The 18,840-nt window shown below is 43.2% G+C and carries 10 protein-coding genes and 1 tRNA gene; 5 read left to right on the top strand and 6 right to left on the bottom strand.

Annotated features, from left to right (window positions below; genetic code table 11):
- Window positions 1-871: 871 nt before the first annotated feature.
- Window positions 872-946, bottom strand: a tRNA-Arg gene (locus BZL35_RS02615).
- Between the two features lie 1,126 nt (window positions 947-2,072).
- Between BZL35_RS02615 and alaS the strand changes: the two genes are divergently transcribed.
- Entirely contained in the window at window positions 2,073-4,697 is a 2,625-nt protein-coding gene (gene alaS, locus BZL35_RS02610; protein WP_106182636.1) for an alanine--tRNA ligase, read from the top strand.
- A gap of 249 nt (window positions 4,698-4,946) precedes the next feature.
- Window positions 4,947-5,174 carry a sulfurtransferase TusA family protein gene (locus BZL35_RS02605; RefSeq protein WP_106182634.1) on the top strand — a complete coding sequence of 76 codons (228 nt, stop codon included), beginning with the start codon at window positions 4,947-4,949 and terminating at the stop codon, window positions 5,172-5,174.
- Between the two features lie 100 nt (window positions 5,175-5,274).
- Here BZL35_RS02605 and galU read toward each other — a convergent pair whose 3' ends face one another.
- Window positions 5,275-6,147 carry a UTP--glucose-1-phosphate uridylyltransferase GalU gene (gene galU / locus BZL35_RS02600; protein ID WP_106182632.1) on the bottom strand — a complete coding sequence of 291 codons (873 nt, stop codon included), beginning with the start codon at window positions 6,145-6,147 and terminating at the stop codon, window positions 5,275-5,277.
- Window positions 6,148-6,177: 30 nt separating this feature from the next.
- Window positions 6,178-9,033 carry a valine--tRNA ligase gene (locus tag BZL35_RS02595; protein WP_106182630.1) on the bottom strand — a complete coding sequence of 952 codons (2,856 nt, stop codon included), beginning with the start codon at window positions 9,031-9,033 and terminating at the stop codon, window positions 6,178-6,180.
- A 112-nt stretch (window positions 9,034-9,145) separates the two neighbouring features.
- Here BZL35_RS02595 and BZL35_RS02590 point away from each other — a divergent pair, with 112 nt between their 5' ends.
- Entirely contained in the window at window positions 9,146-11,464 is a 2,319-nt protein-coding gene (locus BZL35_RS02590; protein ID WP_106182863.1) for a UvrD-helicase domain-containing protein, read from the top strand.
- Window positions 11,465-11,491: 27 nt separating this feature from the next.
- Here the strand turns inward: BZL35_RS02590 and BZL35_RS02585 are convergent, their stop codons facing one another.
- The 3 genes from BZL35_RS02585 to BZL35_RS02575 form a co-directional block, all read right to left on the bottom strand.
- Complete coding sequence (locus tag BZL35_RS02585; protein ID WP_106182627.1) at window positions 11,492-12,262, bottom strand: BPSS1780 family membrane protein; 771 nt, start codon at window positions 12,260-12,262, stop codon at window positions 11,492-11,494.
- A gap of 23 nt (window positions 12,263-12,285) precedes the next feature.
- Window positions 12,286-13,257, bottom strand: a complete 972-nt coding sequence (locus tag BZL35_RS02580) for a homoserine kinase (protein WP_106182625.1) — start codon at window positions 13,255-13,257, stop codon at window positions 12,286-12,288.
- Between the two features lie 467 nt (window positions 13,258-13,724).
- Entirely contained in the window at window positions 13,725-14,459 is a 735-nt protein-coding gene (locus BZL35_RS02575) for an LOG family protein (protein WP_106182623.1), read from the bottom strand.
- Between BZL35_RS02575 and polA the strand changes: the two genes are divergently transcribed.
- Together polA and BZL35_RS02565 are read left to right on the top strand one after the other, a co-directional pair.
- Window positions 14,460-17,198 carry a DNA polymerase I gene (gene polA / locus BZL35_RS02570; RefSeq protein WP_106182621.1) on the top strand — a complete coding sequence of 913 codons (2,739 nt, stop codon included), beginning with the start codon at window positions 14,460-14,462 and terminating at the stop codon, window positions 17,196-17,198.
- A gap of 730 nt (window positions 17,199-17,928) precedes the next feature.
- Entirely contained in the window at window positions 17,929-18,735 is an 807-nt protein-coding gene (locus BZL35_RS02565; RefSeq protein WP_106182618.1) for a ZIP family metal transporter, read from the top strand.
- Window positions 18,736-18,840 lie beyond the last annotated feature (105 nt).

Here is an 18,840-nt window from a genome sequence, read left to right as displayed (position 1 = left end):
TAAAAAATGAATTGAAGTATGTGGAATTATTTGGTCTATATGAGTAATAGGCGTCGTTATCTTTATGTCTAAAATTGCGCGACGGGCTCTACACTGTAGAGCTATTTAAATAATGCGATTGATTTTTATCAAGATCACCCGATGATTAAGTGGAATGTGTGCTGTGCACATAGTTCATATGCGTAGCACCAAAATCAAAAACAGATGGATTTATGAGGCCGAGGGAGTCTGGGATTGTTATTAGTTCGAGGACGCTTGTTTTACTGGGCTTGATCTGCCTTGTGGTGTATTTATTTTTTATGAGCTATCCGCTTGGGATATTTTACTTCTTGCATTTACTTCAGTATGGTTGCGTTGTGATATGTTATATCTATATAACAGTTAGAGTTGATCGGCGTAATTCATTAGATATCAAAATTTATGGCCAAATGACTTAAGATATTTTCATAGAAACTAAATCAATAGACTTTTGCCTTATTGCTTGGTACATCATATATAGTTTTTACGACTGAAATTTTATTGTACCGCGTCACCAGTTTTTAGGGACAGGCTATAAAATATAAAAAGTTCATTTTTCGAACTTTCGACTTCCTAGCGTTTGCGCGTTGTTAATGCAACGGTCCGCGATGTTAACCTGGCCAGGTATGAGGAAAAATTTAACCTTTACATCTAAGGAGATGTACCTCTGTTACCAATAATTTTTATTTTTGCTTCGAGTTACGGATATTAAGACGTTTGTCTTTCATAATACAGTAAATTGCTGGAATATTTGCCCTCCAGGCTTTTATCATTCATTTATAAACACCGACCTATGGTTTATCCATAAAACGGATCTTGTTTATAAAGCTAATATTTTAATGTGCATCATTGATGGTCCCTCCGACAGGAATCGAACCTGTATCTAGCGCTTAGGAGGAGCTTGTTCTATCCATTGAACTACGGAGAGCATACTTATAATCTTTTCGTAGTATAGCAAAAACATTATTGGCACAGGTATTTCCTTCTAAAGTATGACTTTCGGTATCTCACATTGACTGTATGGTGTTGAAGGAAATGACCTAAAATTGGTTGTTCGATGACTAAGGTGATTTGGATGGTGGCTATTTTTTTGTCTCGTATTAATTCAGTTGTTATGGGATTGAAGAATCCTATCGCTGTATAGCAATAGCGTTGGTGCTAACATCTATTTCTTATGTTCAAAACTTCATTAAGCACGTGAAAAAATTTTCAATGTCTTGAAAGAATAAGGTAAATTTTATATGCATCTTTGGCCCTCAGCTTGAGAATGAAAAATTACTTTCACTTTCGAAGGAATCTTATTGATGAGACATATACGTCGAGCTGATAGGCTTCAATTTATATAAAAAATTTTTTCCTGAGCCGCCGGCGATAAATGACCAATTTCCTGGTCGCGTTTCAGCCTTATGAAGACAGCTATATGCCTTGTACGATGGCCTGCTGTGTATGGCAAAAAATTATCGAACATAAAAAGAGCTAGTTTCATGGCCATGTGGCTAGGACAATCGAGGTCATAACTTTTTTAATTGAATAACCTTATAGATTTTCGACGAGACGATTTTATAAGTTTATATTGTGAATATCCTTTAACTTAAGGGATGTTTTGTATATGAGCTATCAAGCGTGAGTTATCTATTTCTTGCAGTTGCGAAAAGGTAACCTTGGTTGAATTATGCTGTATTGTTTTGAGTATACTTCAATCCGAAAATGTAGTAAGTAGGAGCCACCAGGTCACTTTGATTGATGATTGTGCGGGTTATAGGAGAACCTGTAAGTAAAGCCAGCGGTAAATAAAACCTCGTTCCTTACCAGAATATTCCCTCCATTTATACGTTTGATGACAGGTGCGCTATATATTGCTAATCAATCTCAAATCCGAGTTTTATTTTGCTAAATGCCCAAGCATCATCATCAAAAATGCATATGAAGAGTGATGATTTACTTTGTGGATTCTAATCTCTGTAGCTGTGTTATTAGCGTGAGATATTTCCCTTCCCGTATAATCAAAAAATATTACATGCCTGGTGTCACCAGACCGACTCTTACTTTACGCTATGAAAACTGCAGATATCCGAGAAAAATTCCTTAAATTCTTCGAGTCTAAGGGGCATACGATTGTTCGTTCTTCGAGCCTTGTGCCGTCTAACGATCCGACGTTGATGTTTACAAACTCGGGGATGGTACAGTTCAAGGACGTTTTTCTCGGCCTAGATAGACGTTCATATACTTGTGCCACAACCGCGCAGCGTAGTGTGCGGGCTGGCGGAAAACATAATGACCTTGAGAATGTAGGTTATACAGCTCGTCATCACACGTTTTTTGAAATGCTTGGCAACTTTTCTTTCGGTGCTTATTTTAAGCGTGAAGCGATTCAGTACGCTTGGGAACTTTTGACGACTGGCTATGGTTTGCCAAAAGATAAACTGTTGGTCACCGTGTATAAGGAGGACGATGAAGCTTACGATATCTGGGCCAAGGAAGTGGGCGTGCCTAGTGAGCGAATCATTCGTATTGGTGACAATAAGGGTTCGCGTTACGCATCAGACAATTTTTGGCAGATGGGCGACACAGGACCGTGTGGGCCGTGCACGGAGATTTTTTTTGATCATGGACCAGAATTTTGGGGTGGCCCACCAGGCTCGTTGGAGGAAGATGGCGATCGATATATTGAAATATGGAATCTAGTGTTTATGCAGTTCAACCGTGATGACCGTGGCAAAATGACGACGTTGCCTAAACCGTGTGTGGATACTGGTATGGGGCTTGAGCGTATCACAGCGGTATTGCAGCATGTGCATAGTAACTATCATATTGATTTGTTTCAAAAACTAATTAAAGCGGCAGGACGTGAAACTGGCGTCTGTGATCTCAAAATGAACTCGCTCAAGGTGATTGCTGATCACTTGCGTGCCTGCACATTCCTCGTTGTCGACGGAGTGATTCCAGGTAATGAAGGCCGCAGTTACGTCTTGCGTCGAATTATTCGTCGTGCTGTTCGGCATGGTTACAAGCTTGGTTGCAAAACACCTTTTTTCTATAAACTTGTACCGGACCTTGTGGATGAAATGGGTTCCGCTTATCCGGAACTGTTCGATGCTCAACAGCGTGTGAAGGAAATTTTAAAAAAAGAAGAGACACGTTTTTATGAAACCATTGAGAGCGGTATGGAAATTCTTGATGGTGCGTTGGTTGATTTGCAAAAGCGAGGCCTGACTACACTGGATGGTGGGCTTGCATTTAAGTTGCATGATACTTATGGCTTCTCGCTTGATTTGACGGCAGATGTGTGCAGAGAGCGTCAGATTACTGTCGACGAGAGGTCGTTCGACGACTCGATGGCGCGTCAGCGTGATCAAGCTCGTGCGGCTGGTAAGTTTAAGATGATTAGTGCATTGGAGTATAACGGTGTCAAAACTGAGTTTCTAGGCTACGATATTTTGTTGTTTGAAGATGCTAAAGTGACCGCTTTATACATCGATGATGTTGCGGTTGAAACCATGTCAGCAGGCCAATGCGGGATAGTTGTACTCGACCGCACACCATTCTATGCGGAGTCGGGTGGTCAAATAGGTGATAAAGGTTTGTTGATATCAAATGAGATGCATTTCGATGTGGGCGAGACAAGAAAAATCCTTCCGGATGTTTTTGGACACTATGGTACTGTTACATTAGGAGTTTTGAAAGTTGGTCAAAAGATAAGGGCAAAAATTGACAGGGAGAGACGTGCTTCCATAGCACGTAACCATTCTGCTACTCATCTGATGCACAAAGCACTGAAGGAAGTACTTGGCAGCCATGTTCAGCAGAAAGGCTCTCTTATCGATGCTGAAAAAATGCGTTTTGACTTTGTGCACAACAGGCCTATGACGGCTCATGAGATTCAGCGTGTTGAGCAAATTGTGAACGATGAAGTATTGGCTAATAACGCCACACGTGCCATGATTATGTCATTTGATAATGCGGTTAAGAGCGGTGTGACGGCTCTTTTCGACGAGAAGTACGGTGATGAAGTTCGCGTACTTGAGGTTGGCACGTCACGTGAATTATGTGGGGGCATCCATGTTTCACGTACGGGGGATATTGGTTTATTTAAGATTGTGACGGAAGTTGGTGTTGCTTCAGGTATTCGTCGCATTGAGGCAATTACTGGTGGTAGCGCGTTGCATTTTGTGCAAAAGCTTGATGAGCAAATGCGGGAAGCAGCTACTACACTAAAAGTAGCACCGGCCGAACTTAAGCAACGCATCTTTCAGATGCAGGATCAAGTTAAATCTCTTGAGAAAGTGGTGTCGAAATTTAAATCTCATCTAGTGTTGCATAAAAGTAACGAACTCCTCAAACAGGTAGTAGATGTAAACGGTATACATGTGCTGGCCGCATCGTTGGATGACGCTGATGATAAAACATTGCGTGAAACTATGGATAATCTCAAGAATAGGCTGAAGACGGCAGTCATTGTGCTAGCAACGGTTGAGGGAAGCAAAGTCAGCCTGATTGCGGGTGTGACGGCGAACGTCATCGATAAAATCAAGGCGAGCGAACTGGTGAATTTTGTGGCGCAGCAAGTTGGTGGGAAGGGGTGGGGACGATCTGAGATGGCACGAGGTGGGGGCACGGAACCGATTCATTTGTCCAAAGCTTTAGCTAGTGTCCAAGATTGGCTCACTGCTAGGCAGTAAAGTTTATAATAATATGTCGTAGTTAGTTGATTGTATCTGATTAATTGAGTGGAAATATTTCTATGCATGAGTGCTGCATTCTACATCAACCTTCGCTACTTTTTCTTATCGGTGGTAATGGCATACTATGCAAATTTTCTAAAGGCATTGATGATATGAGAAAGCGTCTCGTGACATGTTCATGGACTTTCATTTCCCAATGTAAAATAGGGCCTAAGCTCTCACAGAACGATCTCGTGAGGATATGAAATGGAATTTCATAGAGAAGTTGATGCACGTGGGTTAAACTGTCCGTTGCCTATTTTGCGTACAAAGAAGGCGCTTGCTACTATGGAAAGCGGAGAAATTTTGCGTATCATAGCGACTGACCCAGGTACGTCGCATGATTTTGCAATATTTGCTAAGCAAACTGGAAACACATTGATCGAGTCACGCGAGGAAGATAAGACTTTTTTCTTTTTGATGCGCCGTCGTTAGTCAATCGATGAGTTTGTCTAAGTGATATTGTCTTGCTAAACTGATCCAGTTAGTCTCTCAAAGAGGTTTTTGAGCAGATCCGTTAATAATTATTAAAGATCTACGCTTCGACATTGGATAGATACTCTCGAAATGCATCTTTCAACTCTGGATGACGAAGGGCAAATTCAACTGTTGCCTTGAGATATCCGAGCTTGCTGCCGCAATCAAAGCGGGTGCCGCGATAACGGTAAGCGAGTACAACTTCATTCTGTAACATCTTTTGAATGGCATCTGTCAGTTGTATTTCACCACATGCCCCTGGCTTGATGGCCCGGAGGCAGTCGAAAATACCTGGGTGGAGGATATAACGTCCTACTACGCCTAGATTCGATGGGACATTTTCTTGGGCGGGTTTCTCGACGATATTGAATAGTTTAACTAGATTCTCATTCCATTCTTCCCCCTCGATTATGCCGTATAAAGAGCTTTGCTCTATAGAAATCTCTTCTACACCAATAATTGAGTTTTGGTAATGGTCATACGTGTTGATCATTTGTTTGAGGATGGGAGGGTCACCGTCCAGTAAATCATCTGCGAGAATTACGGCGAAAGGCTCCTTACCTACTAGTTTTTCAGCGCATAGTACGGCATGACCTAATCCTAGTGGTTCAGGTTGACGTACGTAGAAACAATCGACATTGGCGGGTTTAATCGAACGAACCACTTCAAGTAGTGAGATCTTCCTTTTGGCTTCCAGATCAGCTTCGAGTTCATAGGTTTTGTCGAAGTGATCTTCGATTGCGCGCTTGTTACGCCCGGTTACAAATATCATCTCAGTGATGCCAGCTGCTGCCGCTTCTTCAACAGCGTATTGAATTAGAGGCTTGTCGACAATAGGTAACATCTCCTTTGGACTCGCTTTGGTAGCTGGTAGGAAACGTGTGCCTAAACCAGCCACGGGAAAAATCGCCTTAGTGACAACGTTTTTCATTCGAATCTCCATGTGTGAAATGGCGTTGCACTAAGCCAGTAGCCTAAATAATTGTTCCTGTAATTTGGTAAGGACAGCCTTAAAATCAACCAGTCGCTGTTTTTCAACTTCTACAACGCTTACGGGCGCCCGGGTGATAAAGCTTTGATTGTTAAGTTTCGCGTAACATTTTACCATTTCTCCTTCTATGCGCTTTACTTCTCGAGTTAGACGTTCGCGTTCAGCCACCAAGTCGACATCAACTTTGAGTGCGAATCGATTCACGCCTACGATTGCTAGTGGGGCACCATGTGCCTGACTATCGAGCATGGATTCGTCCGCGAACACTTGTACTTCTGATAGCTTTGCCAGAGTTTGCAAATACGGAGCGATTGCTTTCAAAAATACGATATCGCCTGAGACTAACAATGGTACCCGTTGGGCTGGAGACAGCACCATCTCACCGCGCAAGTTGCGACAGGCGTCGACTGCGGCCTTTAGCCCAGACATCCATGCTTCGTCATCGGTATTTATTTTTTTTAGATCTGCTATCGGATACGGTTGTATCATGAGGCTTGCTTGGCCTGGCTCCTCGTTGACAGGATAACAGCCGGCTAGTGGTGCAACTTTCTGCCATAGTGCTTCGGTGATGAATGGGATGATCGGATGGGCCAGGCGCAATACGGTTTCCAGTACATGCAGAAGCGTATAGCGTGTAGCGCGTTGTTGTGCAGGTGTGCCGTTTTGTATTTGCCACTTGGACAGCTCGACGTACCAGTCACAGTACTCGTCCCATACAAACTTATATATGGCGCTAGCGATGTTGTCGAAGCGATAGTTGTCAAAGTTTTTTGTAACGTCAGCTGTTAAACGGTGTAAGAGTGACACAATCCAACAATCAGGGCGTGAGAAATCAAGTGAGCCATTGTGAGCACAATCGTCAATGTGTGTTGATATGCCACATTCTTTACCTTCACAGTTCATGAGTACGAATCGCGTAGCATTCCACAGTTTATTGCAGAAATTTCGATAACCTTCGCAGCGTGCAAGGTCAAAGTTGATACTACGCCCTAGTGTGGCCATTGATGCAAATGTGAATCGTAGTGCATCGGTACCGAACGGTGCGATTCCATTTGGAAATTCTTTCTTCGTTTTCTTCTCGATGTTCTCGGCCTGTTTCGGATTCATGAGCCCGGTGGTACGTTTTGCCAACAGAGTTTCAAGTGAGACTCCATCGATAATATCTATCGGATCGAGCGTGTTTCCCTTCGATTTAGACATCTTCTGACCTTCGGAATCGCGAACAAGCCCGTGTACGTATACGGTTTTGAAGGGGATCTGACTGGTCAAGTGAGTAGTCATCATAACCATACGTGCCACCCAGAAGAAGATGATATCAAAGCCGGTGACGAGTACTGATGATGGTAGAAAGTGCGAAAGTTCGGGTGTTTTCTCAGGCCAGCCAAGCGATGAGAAGGGAATGAGTGCTGAGGAGAACCAAGTATCGAGTACGTCTTCGTCCCGTTTGAGTGCGTTGTTATAGCCCGCTGCACTTGCTTTTTTTATGGCTTCGGCTTCTGTTTTGGCGACATAGACATTTCCTACATCATCGTACCATGCAGGGATTTGATGACCCCACCAGAGTTGGCGTGAGATGCACCAATCTTCGATATTCTCAAGCCATTGATAGTAAGTTGTGGTCCAATTTTCTGGCACAAATTTGATGTTGCCATGACGCACAACATCAAGCGCTGTTTCAGCAATCGACTTGCCTGGAAAAAATGAGTCATCTGGTGCTGGACGAGTCATAGCAACGAACCATTGATTGGTCAGCATCGGTTCGATGATGGAACCGGTGCGGTCGCTACGCGGTACCATTAGCTTGTGTGGTTTGACGGCATTGAGTAGACCCTGTTCTTTTAAGTCCGCAAGTATCTGTCGACGCGCTTCAAAGCGGTCAAGGCCACGGTACTTGATTGGTGCATTTTCATTGATTCTGGCATCGAGTGTTAAAATATTGATTGGTGTCAGATTATGACGTTGACCAACGTCATAATCATTGAAGTCATGTGCGGGTGTAACTTTTACTACGCCTGTACCAAATTTTTGGTCAACATAATTATCTGCAATGATTGGTATTTCCCGCGTACATAGGGGTAATTTCACATGCTGCCCGATCAAATGACGATAACGTTGGTCTTCCGGATGAATCATTAGCGCGACATCGCCTAGGATAGTTTCTGGGCGAGTTGTAGCGACTGTCACATGGCCAGATTTATTGATTAATGGATAATTAATGTGCCATAAGAAGCCGTCTTCTTCTTCGCTGATGACTTCTAGATCCGACACCGCAGTTAGCAGAGAGGGTTCCCAATTAACGAGCCGCTTGCCGCGATAGATTAATCCTTGTTGGTATAAATGAACGAATACATCACGTACGACACGCGACATTTTTTCGTCCATCGTAAAATATTCGCGTGACCAATCAATCGAAGTGCCAAGACGACGCACTTGATTTGTGATTGTATTGCCAGATTGCTCTTTCCACTTCCATACGCGTTCGATAAATTTTTCGCGTCCCAGATCATGGCGTGAGACTTTCTGTGCGTTGAGTTGGCGTTCCACCACGATCTGTGTGGCGATACCAGCATGGTCAGTACCTGGCACCCATAGGGTATTGTCACCCTTCATACGATGATAGCGTGCCAAACTGTCCATGATTGTTTGATTGAAGGCATGCCCCATGTGTAGCGTGCCGGTGACGTTCGGCGGCGGAAGTTGAATATTAAAGTTTTCACGGGTGGGATCGATAGTAGCTTTCGAATACCCACGTCGTTCCCATTCAGGAACCCAGTATGCTTCAATGGTATGCGGATCGAAATTTTTGGCAAGCGTATTTTCGCTCATGGATAGATGAGAAACTATGTGAAGCGTTAAACCTTTGATTATAAAAGATTTGATGCCGGTTCCGGGGAACATACCGATTTATAATCGCAAATTAATTATTTTTGATGTTGCCATGTCTGATTTACTTATCAATCTGAATTCCGAGCAATTGACTGCTGTTACCTTACCTGATGAACCTGCGTTGATTCTTGCAGGTGCAGGTTCCGGGAAGACACGTGTTCTCACAACACGGATTGCTTGGTTGATCGAGCAAGGGAAGGTTAGTCCGATGGGTATCTTGGCTTTGACTTTTACTAATAAGGCGGCCAAAGAATTGCAGATACGTTTAGGAACCATGCTATCGATTAGTACTCGTGCCATATGGATTGGCACCTTTCACGGATTGTGTAATAGGATGCTACGCACGCATTTTCGTGACGCAGGTTTGCCGGAAGGTTTCCAGATTCTTGATAAGAGCGATCAGCTGTCTGCCATTAAGCGGATGATGAAAGGAGTAAATATCGATGAGGAGAAATATCTGCCAAAAAACCTCCAAAATTTCATTAATAGTGCAAAGGAACAGGGGTTGCGTCCGAATGAAGTCGATGTCAACAATGCTTTCAACAAAAAATTAGTCGAACTGTACCTGCGGTATCAAGATCAGTGTTTGCGCGAGGGCGTAGTGGATTTTGGGGAGCTCTTGCTTCGTTGTTTCGAGCTTCTTAAACATAATGAACCGTTACGAATACATTATCAATCACGTTTTCGACATATCTTTGTTGATGAATTTCAAGATACCAATAAACTTCAATATGCTTGGCTAAAACTCTTGGTTGGTTCCCGGGGTGTGGTGTTTGCTGTTGGAGATGATGATCAGAGCATTTATGGATTTCGTGGGGCGAATGTCGGCAATATGTCGGATTTCGAGCGTGAATTTTGTGTACAACATTTAATTAAGTTGGAGAAAAATTATCGTTCGCATGGAAATATTCTTGACGCAGCTAATGCACTAATTTCGAATAATGCGAATCGATTGGGCAAGAATTTACGCACTGATGCTGGGCATGGCGAACCGATAAGGGTTTTCGAGGCATTAACTGATCTTCAAGAGGCTAGTTGGCTTGTTGATGAAATTAAATTGCTCATTGATCAAGGGTTGTCACGTCAGGAAATTGCTATTTTGTATCGAAGCAATGTTCAATCACGAGTAATGGAACATGCCTTGGTAGGAGCTGGCATTCCGTATCGCGTTTATGGGGGATTACGTTTTTTTGAGCGTCAAGAAGTTAAACATGCTCTTGCATACCTCCGCTTGATCCAAAATCAAAACGATGATACTGCTTTCACCCGTATAGTGAACTTCCCGACGCGAGGCATTGGATTACGTTCTCTTGAATTGCTTGCAGATGCGGCGAGTTTATATCAATGCTCGATGTATGCAGCAATAGCTTATATGAAAGGTAAAGCAAGCACGAACCTAGGTGCATTCGTGAAAATGATCGAGAAAATGTGTTTTGAGATAGAAAACATGACTTTGCCTGATGCAGTGAGGTACGTCATTGAGTCGAGTGGCCTCATCGCACATTATCAGATGGAAAAAGAGGGTCATGAGCGTGTCGAAAATCTGCATGAGCTCGTACATGCAGCAATGGTGTTTGTTGCGGAAGAGGGCTATGGACGAGATGAGTCAGCTCGCTCGTTTGTTCTGGATGCGCGAGTAACGCCGGGTATGTCTTTAGTAGAGAGGGTAACAGATGCAGATGATGTTGATATGACGCCAATGGCCGGTTTTTTATCGCATGCATCGCTTGAAGCAGGTGATAATCAAGCCGAAGCAGGTCAAGATGCAGTGCAACTTATGACAGTACATGCTTCTAAGGGATTAGAATTTTCGACTGTATTTATTGCTGGTTTGGAGGAAGGTCTGTTCCCGCATGAGAACAGTACGTCTGAATCACCTGATGGTTTGGAGGAGGAGCGTCGATTGATGTACGTTGCGATTACACGAGCCAAGGCGCGTTTGTATCTTTCTTTTACACAGAGTCGGATGCTCCACGGTCAGACACGCTTCAATTTGAAGTCGCGTTTTTTAAAGGAAATTCCAGAGACATTGTTGAAGTTTATTATGCCTCGTGGACAAGCTGTCTCCCATCGCTTCTTCAGTTCTACTGGCAATAGAAGCGACTGGGATCGCGATCGATTCTCACGCTCAAAGGTGTTGAGTCACGAGGTATCTACTGCAATGAAGATTGATCAAAACTTAGCTGAACGCTCACGTGCAGCGGATACAGGTTTCAAGATTGGACAAAGTGTATTTCATGCTAAATTTGGGCAAGGTAAGATTATTGCGCTTGAGGGTTCTGGATCAGAGGCTCGTGTACAAGTTAGGTTTTATCGGCATGGGATGAAATGGTTGGCTTTAGCAGTGGCGAAGCTGCAGGCGATCGATTGACTTCATTTTTTAGTTGATAACCTCAATTTATTGAATGTTGAAACAGCCTAGATAGCTTGCGTAAAATGAACAGTAGATGATGGCTGTCAAAACGATGGAATACGGCATGAGCACTAATGCGAGAAACTTTCCTAGATTGAGCAGGAGCATAATGATGCCAATAACCATTGGGACAAGCGTAGCGACAAGAGCTGTAAATAACCCATAAACGATGAAAGCGCGACTGTTGCGAACGCATGCAGTCCAACTAAAAAACATTGCTTTGACGGGTGATATTTCATGCCATGCAACCAGTACTGGAGCAAACCAAAATAACATCGTGATAGGGATATATGCTACTGCGGTAGCTAACATAGCTCCCAGCATTGGTTCCCGGTTAGCAAGAAATTCGCTATCGATCTGTGCACCGAAGATCATTAGACGTAATAGCTGTCCGCCGTCGAATAAAGCTGAAAAGATGAAGATGCACGCGATTGACGCGATATATAAGCTACCGAGGATCAGCAGGTTGCGAGTAGTTATTTTCCCGTGATTGCGAAAACCTTCGAGTAAGATAGTGGGTAAGATTGGTTTTTTCTGAATAATATCGCGACATGCCGCCATAAATCCAACTGACAATCCGGGAATGAAGAGCAGAGGCAGAAAAGATCCAGCGATCGGTAGAATTGACATAAGGAGAACGCTGAAAAGATAAACCGACAGCAGTGTAAGAATCGCGAGAGGATTCTTGCGAAAAAGCCAAGATCCTTGTCGTAGCCAGATGTAACCATTTTTGGGTGGGACTTTAAGCAATTGCATAAGTCAGAGTTCCAGTTTAGAGCTTAAATCCATGGTATTGAAGGTGCTTCGATACCATGGCGTAAGATGCGTTCGAAATGTCTCGGATCATGGGGATGTAGCATCTGGAACGAACGGGGCAAGTGGAAATCATACAGGCGTGAGAGCCAGAAGCGAAGCGCAGCAGCACGTAGCATATTGCGCCAGTTTGCCGCTTCAAGTGCGCTGAGCGGTACGATAGCCTGATAGGCATGTAGCATTGCCAATAGTTTTTCTTGTACAAGCATCCCGGTAGATAAATCTGAACACCAATCGTTGACGGTAACAGCAAGATCGAACAACCATTTATCACATCCGGCAAAATAGAAGTCGAAAAATCCTCCTAAATGTGGGGAGCTGTCCTCTGTGTCTTCGAACAAAACATTATCGCGAAATAGATCACAATGGCAAGGACCTTCTGGTAGTGAGTTGTAATTTGAGGAGTCAAAAAAAGCTGACTGATGTGCAATTTCACTATCGAGGAGTGCTCGTTGGTCTTTAGGTAGAAACTCTCTTACCTTGGTTGCGGTATCTTTCCACCAGGGTAGGCTTCGCAGGTTTGGCTGATGAAGCGGAAATGCCTGGCCTGCCAAGTGCATTTTGGCAAGCATAGCGCCGACCTGAGCGCAGTGCTTGGGTGTCGGTTTAAGTTGGGAGTTACCTGTTAGTTTGGTGACGATAGCGGCAGGTTTTCCATTGAGCTCATTTAAAATGTTGCCTTGTTGATCCTCGGTAGGATTAGGTACTGGTATGCCATGATGAGCAAGATGCCGCATTAGGTGTAGATAGAAGTGTAGCTGCTTTGCTTTCAGGTTCTCGAAGAGAGTTAAGATGAACTCGCCACACTCAGTGGTCAGAAAATAATTGGAATTTTCAATACCCGAGGGTATGCCACGTAGTTCTAGAACTTTGCCTAGATCATAACGATTTAGCCACTGAGTTATCTGCTCAAGTGAGACGGAAGTGAAAACAGCCATGTGAGATGAGGAAGAAAATCAAAAAAAGAGCTGGGTGGAGCGTTGGTGGACATAGGAAATATCTGCGGGTAATTTTTTCATCTGCGCAGGTTGCTGGAATTTGATGCTGACCGACCGATGGAGATCTGCTATACCCAGGGTGCCTGTTCGCAACCTTTTGTGCTTTATTCGCCAGATGAATCAGTTGATAATTGGCGTGGATAGAAATAGTAGCCACTTACTGATTGAGGGACTATCGCTGCTGATTTTTTTTGGGTTATGTTTGGCAGATTAGGAGAAAACCTGTAGCGATTGTCAGAGTCAAAGCGTGAGAAAAGACTAATTTCACTTTTACTTTTCATGATGAGAGGATTCGTTTCTTGTCCTTTATGTATTTTCAGATTTGATAATCGACGTGATCTCATTTGGCTGAGAGGTTGTTTAAATATGATAGAACGATTTTTTGTGATTTGGATAGACTATCTCTTTTATAGATGAAATGTCTTTTCATTGCATGATGGTTCTCGCTCGATTATAGTTTCATAAAAATTCAATACAGCCTTAAGAATTTCGTCTGGATCATCGATGACTTGTATCAGATCGAGATCTTTATCAGCGATGAGCTCCATCGACAGCATAGAGTGCTTTATCCAATCGAGCAACCCTTTCCAGAATTCGCTGCCGACTAAAATAATCGGGACATGGCGAAATTTTTTTGTCTGAATTAAGGTTATTACCTCAGATAATTCATCAAGCGTACCGAACCCTCCTGGCAGAATGATGAATGCATCAGAGTTCTTGACGAAGGTTATCTTGCGTGTGAAGAAATGCTGGAAACGCAATGAAATATCTTGGTACTGATTTTTTTTTTGTTCGTGTGGTAGCTCTATGTTCAGACCAATACTCGGTGAACCACTTCCGTGTGCACCTTTGTTGGCAGCTTCCATAATTCCAGGTCCTCCACCTGAAATGACAGCAAAGCCTGCATTTGAGAATTTTTCAGCGATTTTCATTGCCAATTTGTAGAACAGGGACTTTGTTTTGATGCGAGCGCTTCCATAGATACTCACGGCTGGCCGGATTTCTGACAGATATTCAGTGCCTTCGATGAACTCTGACATAATTGTAGTCATTTCCAACGATACGTCTGCTTTCTTGGTGGTATTGTACTGATGGCCTGCGAGTATACGCAGACTTGATATTACTTTTCTTTTCTTTGTCATATGTCAGAATCTGAACAGCCCCGTCTGGATGGTAAGACACTTTTATTAGTGGATGGCTCGAGTTATGTTTACAGAGCTTATCATGCCCTACCGGATTTGCGTGGTCCTAGTGGAGAGCCCACAGGAGCTCTACATGGCATTGTGAATATGCTGCGCCGGCTTCGAAAAGATGTTGATGCTCAGTTCAGTGCTTGTGTGTTTGATGCTAAAGGTAAAACATTTCGTAACGATTTGTATCCAGACTATAAAGCGAACCGTCCGTCGATGCCTGATAACCTTCGTTCACAAATTAAATTGATTCATGAAGCCGTTCATGCGATGGGTTGGCCTATGATTATGATAGAGGGTATCGAAGCCGATGACGTGATTGGGACACTAGCCAGACGTGCGGCAGCAAAAGGTATGCGTGTCATCATCTCAACTGGTGATAAGGACTTAGCACAATTGGTTGATCAACGTATAACGCTTGTTAATACCATGACGATGGAAATGCTCGACCAGCGAGCTGTCGAAGCCAAGTTTGGTGTCCCTCCTGAGCTCATTATCGACTATCTGACGCTGGTTGGTGATGCAGTGGATAATGTACCAGGGGTTATGAAATGCGGACCAAAGACGGCCATTAAATGGCTAACACAGTATGGTGATCTCGACAGATTGATCGCGAATGCAGAAGAGATAAAGGGCATTGTTGGAGAGAATCTTCGTCAAGCGCTTGATTGGTTGCCGCTGAGTCGTAAGTTGATCACGATTGCTACCGATTGCAATTTGATGCCTCAAGTCGAAACTATCGAAAAGTCGTTACTGGCTTTGCCTGAAAATAGAATGGTGCTTATTGATTTCTTCCGACGTCATGGTTTTAAGATTTTGTCTTCTGAAATGGAAATAGTTGGAGCAGATGTTGATGAACTGTCTTTGACAGCTGTCGATGCTACGATACCTTTATATGATACGGTTCTGACGTGGGCATCATTTGATGCGTGGCTTAAAATCATTCAAACAGCAGCGGTCACGGCATTGGATACGGAAACCACGTCGCTTGATGCGATGATGGCTGAGATAGTGGGGTTGAGTGTCGCCGTTGAGCCAGGGCGTGCTGCGTATATTCCATTGGGTCATCGTACCGGAGATGCAGTGCAGTTGCCGCGTGATCAAGTATTGGCACGCTTGAAACCATGGATTGAAGATGCACAGTACAAAAAAGTTGGGCAGAATCTTAAATACGATACTCATGTACTAGAGAATTATGGCATTCGGTTGAATGGTGTGTCAGACGATACAATGTTGCAGTCCTATGTGTTGGAGTCGCATCGAACTCACGATATGACCAGCCTAGCTTTTCGTCACCTTGGCATGAAGATAATAAAGTATGAGGAAATTTGTGGTAAGGGTACCAACCAGATTTGTTTTGATCAGATTTCGATTGAACAGGCAACAAAATATGCGGCCCAGGATGCTGATATCAGCTTACGCTTGCATCTTGCTTTATCTCCGGAAATTGAAAAAGTACCTGGCTTGAAATATGTTTATCACAATATTGAATTGCCCACCGCATATGTGCTTCAGCGGATTGAACGAAATGGTGTATTTATTGATACTGAATTACTGGCTAAACAAAGCGAGGAGATTGGTATTCGTCTGATTTATTTAGAAGATCAAGCATATGCGTTGGCAGGAAAAAAATTTAATTTGAATTCACCCAAGCAAATCAGCGAAATCTTTTTCACGCAATTGAAGTTGCCAATTATCAAAAAAACAGCAAGCGGAGCTCCATCAACAGACGAAGAAGTATTGCAAAAATTGGCTGAAGACTATCCGTTACCAAAGGTATTACTCAACTATCGTGGGCTTGCGAAGCTCAAGTCGACCTACACTGATAAGCTGTCAAAGATGGTAAATGCGAACACAGGACGTGTGCATACGAATTATGCGCAGGCGGTCGCAATCACAGGACGTCTTGTATCCAATGATCCGAACTTGCAGAACATACCGATACGTACCGCGGAGGGACGTCGCATTCGAGAGGCATTCATCGCTAATAACTCACGCAGTCAAATTGTTTCCGCTGATTATTCTCAAATTGAATTAAGAATAATGGCTCATATTTCTGGTGATGAAAATTTATTGTGTGCATTTTGTAATGGTGAGGATATTCATCGTGCGACAGCCAGTGAAATCTTTGGAGTGACTCTACAAGAAGTTTCTTCAGAGCAGAGGCGTTATGCTAAGGTCATTAATTTTGGTTTGATTTATGGCATGAGTGCTTTTGGTTTGGCTAGCAACCTTGGCATTGAACGTGAAGCAGCGAAGCAATACATTGATCGTTACTTTATGCGCTATCCTGGTGTGGCCAAATATATGGAAGAAACTCGTCGTTATGCGAAAGCCTATGGCTATGTAGAAACGGTGTTTGGCCGTCGTTTATGGCTACCAGATATTAATGGCGGAAATAGTATTCGGCGTCAGGCGAGCGAGCGTGCGGCTATTAATGCACCAATGCAGGGAACAGCTGCTGATTTGATTAAGCTTTCGATGATTGCGGTACAATCTTGGATCGAAGAAAAGGGTATGGAAGCGAAGCAGATAATGCAGGTTCACGATGAACTTGTGCTGGAAGTGCCAGATACAGAGTTAGCTCTTGTCAAGAAGCGACTACCTGAACTCATGTGTAGTGTAGCAAAGCTGAAAGTGCCACTTGTCGCTGAGTTAGGAAGTGGCGTGAACTGGGGGGAAGCACATTAATTTGTGCGTATATTATTATTGATTCTTATGGGTAGATTATGTGTGTAGAGTGAACACGACATTGTAGTGTTCACGATGGTAAGAGTTTGAAATTTTTGCATGAACTTATAAAGTCTTGTTAGAGAAAAGAAATTCAGTACGCACTATATTTGTCAATCCCAATTATTTGCATTTAGGAGCAATTATTCTGTGAATCGGCAGCTGCGGGCTGTGGATATATCTATACCATATCGTTGGTATATACAATCTTCCCGCAAGTTTCTAAAAAGAAGGTGGTGGCACACTGTCCTCCGTCTCCTTAATAATTGACTTCGCGGTAGAGGCATGATGCGGTTAGTTATTTTAGTGATTACAGAAGTGCTCTCGTATTTCTTTCAGGCGAGGTGCTTGTTGCCATGAATGAATATAGTATAGTTGAGTCGGATTGATTTGACCTCCACTTATCTGTGTGTATAGGAGCGAAGATAGTGATAAATCCTGTGGTACGCAGAGTTGAAAATTCTTATCGAAGAAGCTCGAAAATAAAAAATATCAACTGAATTTTGAAATACTACGTGGATGTGGATGTATTCATATGTGCTTTACTGGTTGTTGCAAAAGTTATATTCAGTTTTGAAGCCTCAGGACATTTCACGGGAATCTACGTATAACATTTGCCTTGTTCGCAAAAGCTGGTTAAATTGGCAATTTTTCTCGGAGAATTACCATCGACTCTGTTCTTCTCTTTATCGTGTTGGCTACACTTTCTTCGGGTATTCTAAGTTTGAGCAGTGCTGTTACGTTTTCACTAACACTACTCTCTCGCTTGATTGACAAGATGGTTAGTTTTTCCGTGGGGGTACTACTCGGCACTGCGCTTCTGCATTTGTTACCAGAAAGTTTGGAGTACCAACAGGTTGAAGCGCATATCATCACGCGTTGGTTACTTGCAGGTTTACTCGGTTTTTTTCTGTTAGAAAAATTAGCATTATTACGTCACAATCACCATCATGAGGGTGATGGTCACCACCATGAACACGGCCATGATGCGCATGAAGCAGGTAAGGGCGGTTGGACAATTCTTGTAGGCAGTGCTATTCATAATTTTTCCGACGGGGTGGTGATTGCGACGGCATTTTTGGCAGATTTACATTTGGGTCTTGCTGCTACAGTCTCTATTACTATTCATGAGGTTGCACATAAACTCGGTGACTTTATGGTGTTGCTAAATGCTGGCTTTACACGCAAGAAAGCATTGAGTTTTACAATTGCATCGAGTGCGACTGCCGTGCTTGGAGGAGTTCTTGGCTATGTTATGCTAGATCACTTGCATGGACTAATTCCATATCTACTTGCGTTGGCTGCTAGCAGCTTTATTTATATTGCTGTTTCGGATTTGATGCCGCAGATGCAGCGTAGGACATCTCTTAAGGAGGCGTGGCCGCAGATTATATTGATTTCGGTGGGATTGGCTTTAGTAGTCTTTCTCAATCACAACCACAATCATGATTCCGATGGGCATGGGCATGTATGTAACTGCAACACTCATGCTGAATAGGTGCATCATGAAGATCTAATATCTGTTCTTTTACCTTATAATCAGATTGGGTGTGCGTAAAATCAGGCTAAATAAAATCTTTAGTGGAAAAGAAATACAATGCTA

It is taken from the genome of Candidatus Pandoraea novymonadis, assembly GCF_003004665.1.
GTDB classification, from domain to species: domain Bacteria; phylum Pseudomonadota; class Gammaproteobacteria; order Burkholderiales; family Burkholderiaceae; genus Pandoraea; species Pandoraea novymonadis.
This window is presented reverse-complemented; position numbering and strand designations above follow the sequence as displayed.

Excerpts from the sequence above, each read along its gene's own strand:
- alaS (WP_106182636.1), top strand. The coding sequence starts at position 2,073 with ATGAAAACTGCAGATATCCGAGAAAAATTCCTTAAATTCTTCGAGTCT.
- BZL35_RS02575 (WP_106182623.1), bottom strand. The coding sequence starts at position 14,459 with ATGACAAAGAAAAGAAAAGTAATATCAAGTCTGCGTATACTCGCAGGC.
- BZL35_RS02595 (WP_106182630.1), bottom strand. The coding sequence starts at position 9,033 with ATGAGCGAAAATACGCTTGCCAAAAATTTCGATCCGCATACCATTGAA.
- BZL35_RS02580 (WP_106182625.1), bottom strand. The coding sequence starts at position 13,257 with ATGGCTGTTTTCACTTCCGTCTCACTTGAGCAGATAACTCAGTGGCTA.
- polA (WP_106182621.1), top strand. The coding sequence starts at position 14,460 with ATGTCAGAATCTGAACAGCCCCGTCTGGATGGTAAGACACTTTTATTA.
- BZL35_RS02605 (WP_106182634.1), top strand. The coding sequence starts at position 4,947 with ATGGAATTTCATAGAGAAGTTGATGCACGTGGGTTAAACTGTCCGTTG.
- BZL35_RS02590 (WP_106182863.1), top strand. The coding sequence starts at position 9,146 with ATGTCTGATTTACTTATCAATCTGAATTCCGAGCAATTGACTGCTGTT.
- BZL35_RS02585 (WP_106182627.1), bottom strand. The coding sequence starts at position 12,262 with ATGCAATTGCTTAAAGTCCCACCCAAAAATGGTTACATCTGGCTACGA.
- galU (WP_106182632.1), bottom strand. The coding sequence starts at position 6,147 with ATGAAAAACGTTGTCACTAAGGCGATTTTTCCCGTGGCTGGTTTAGGC.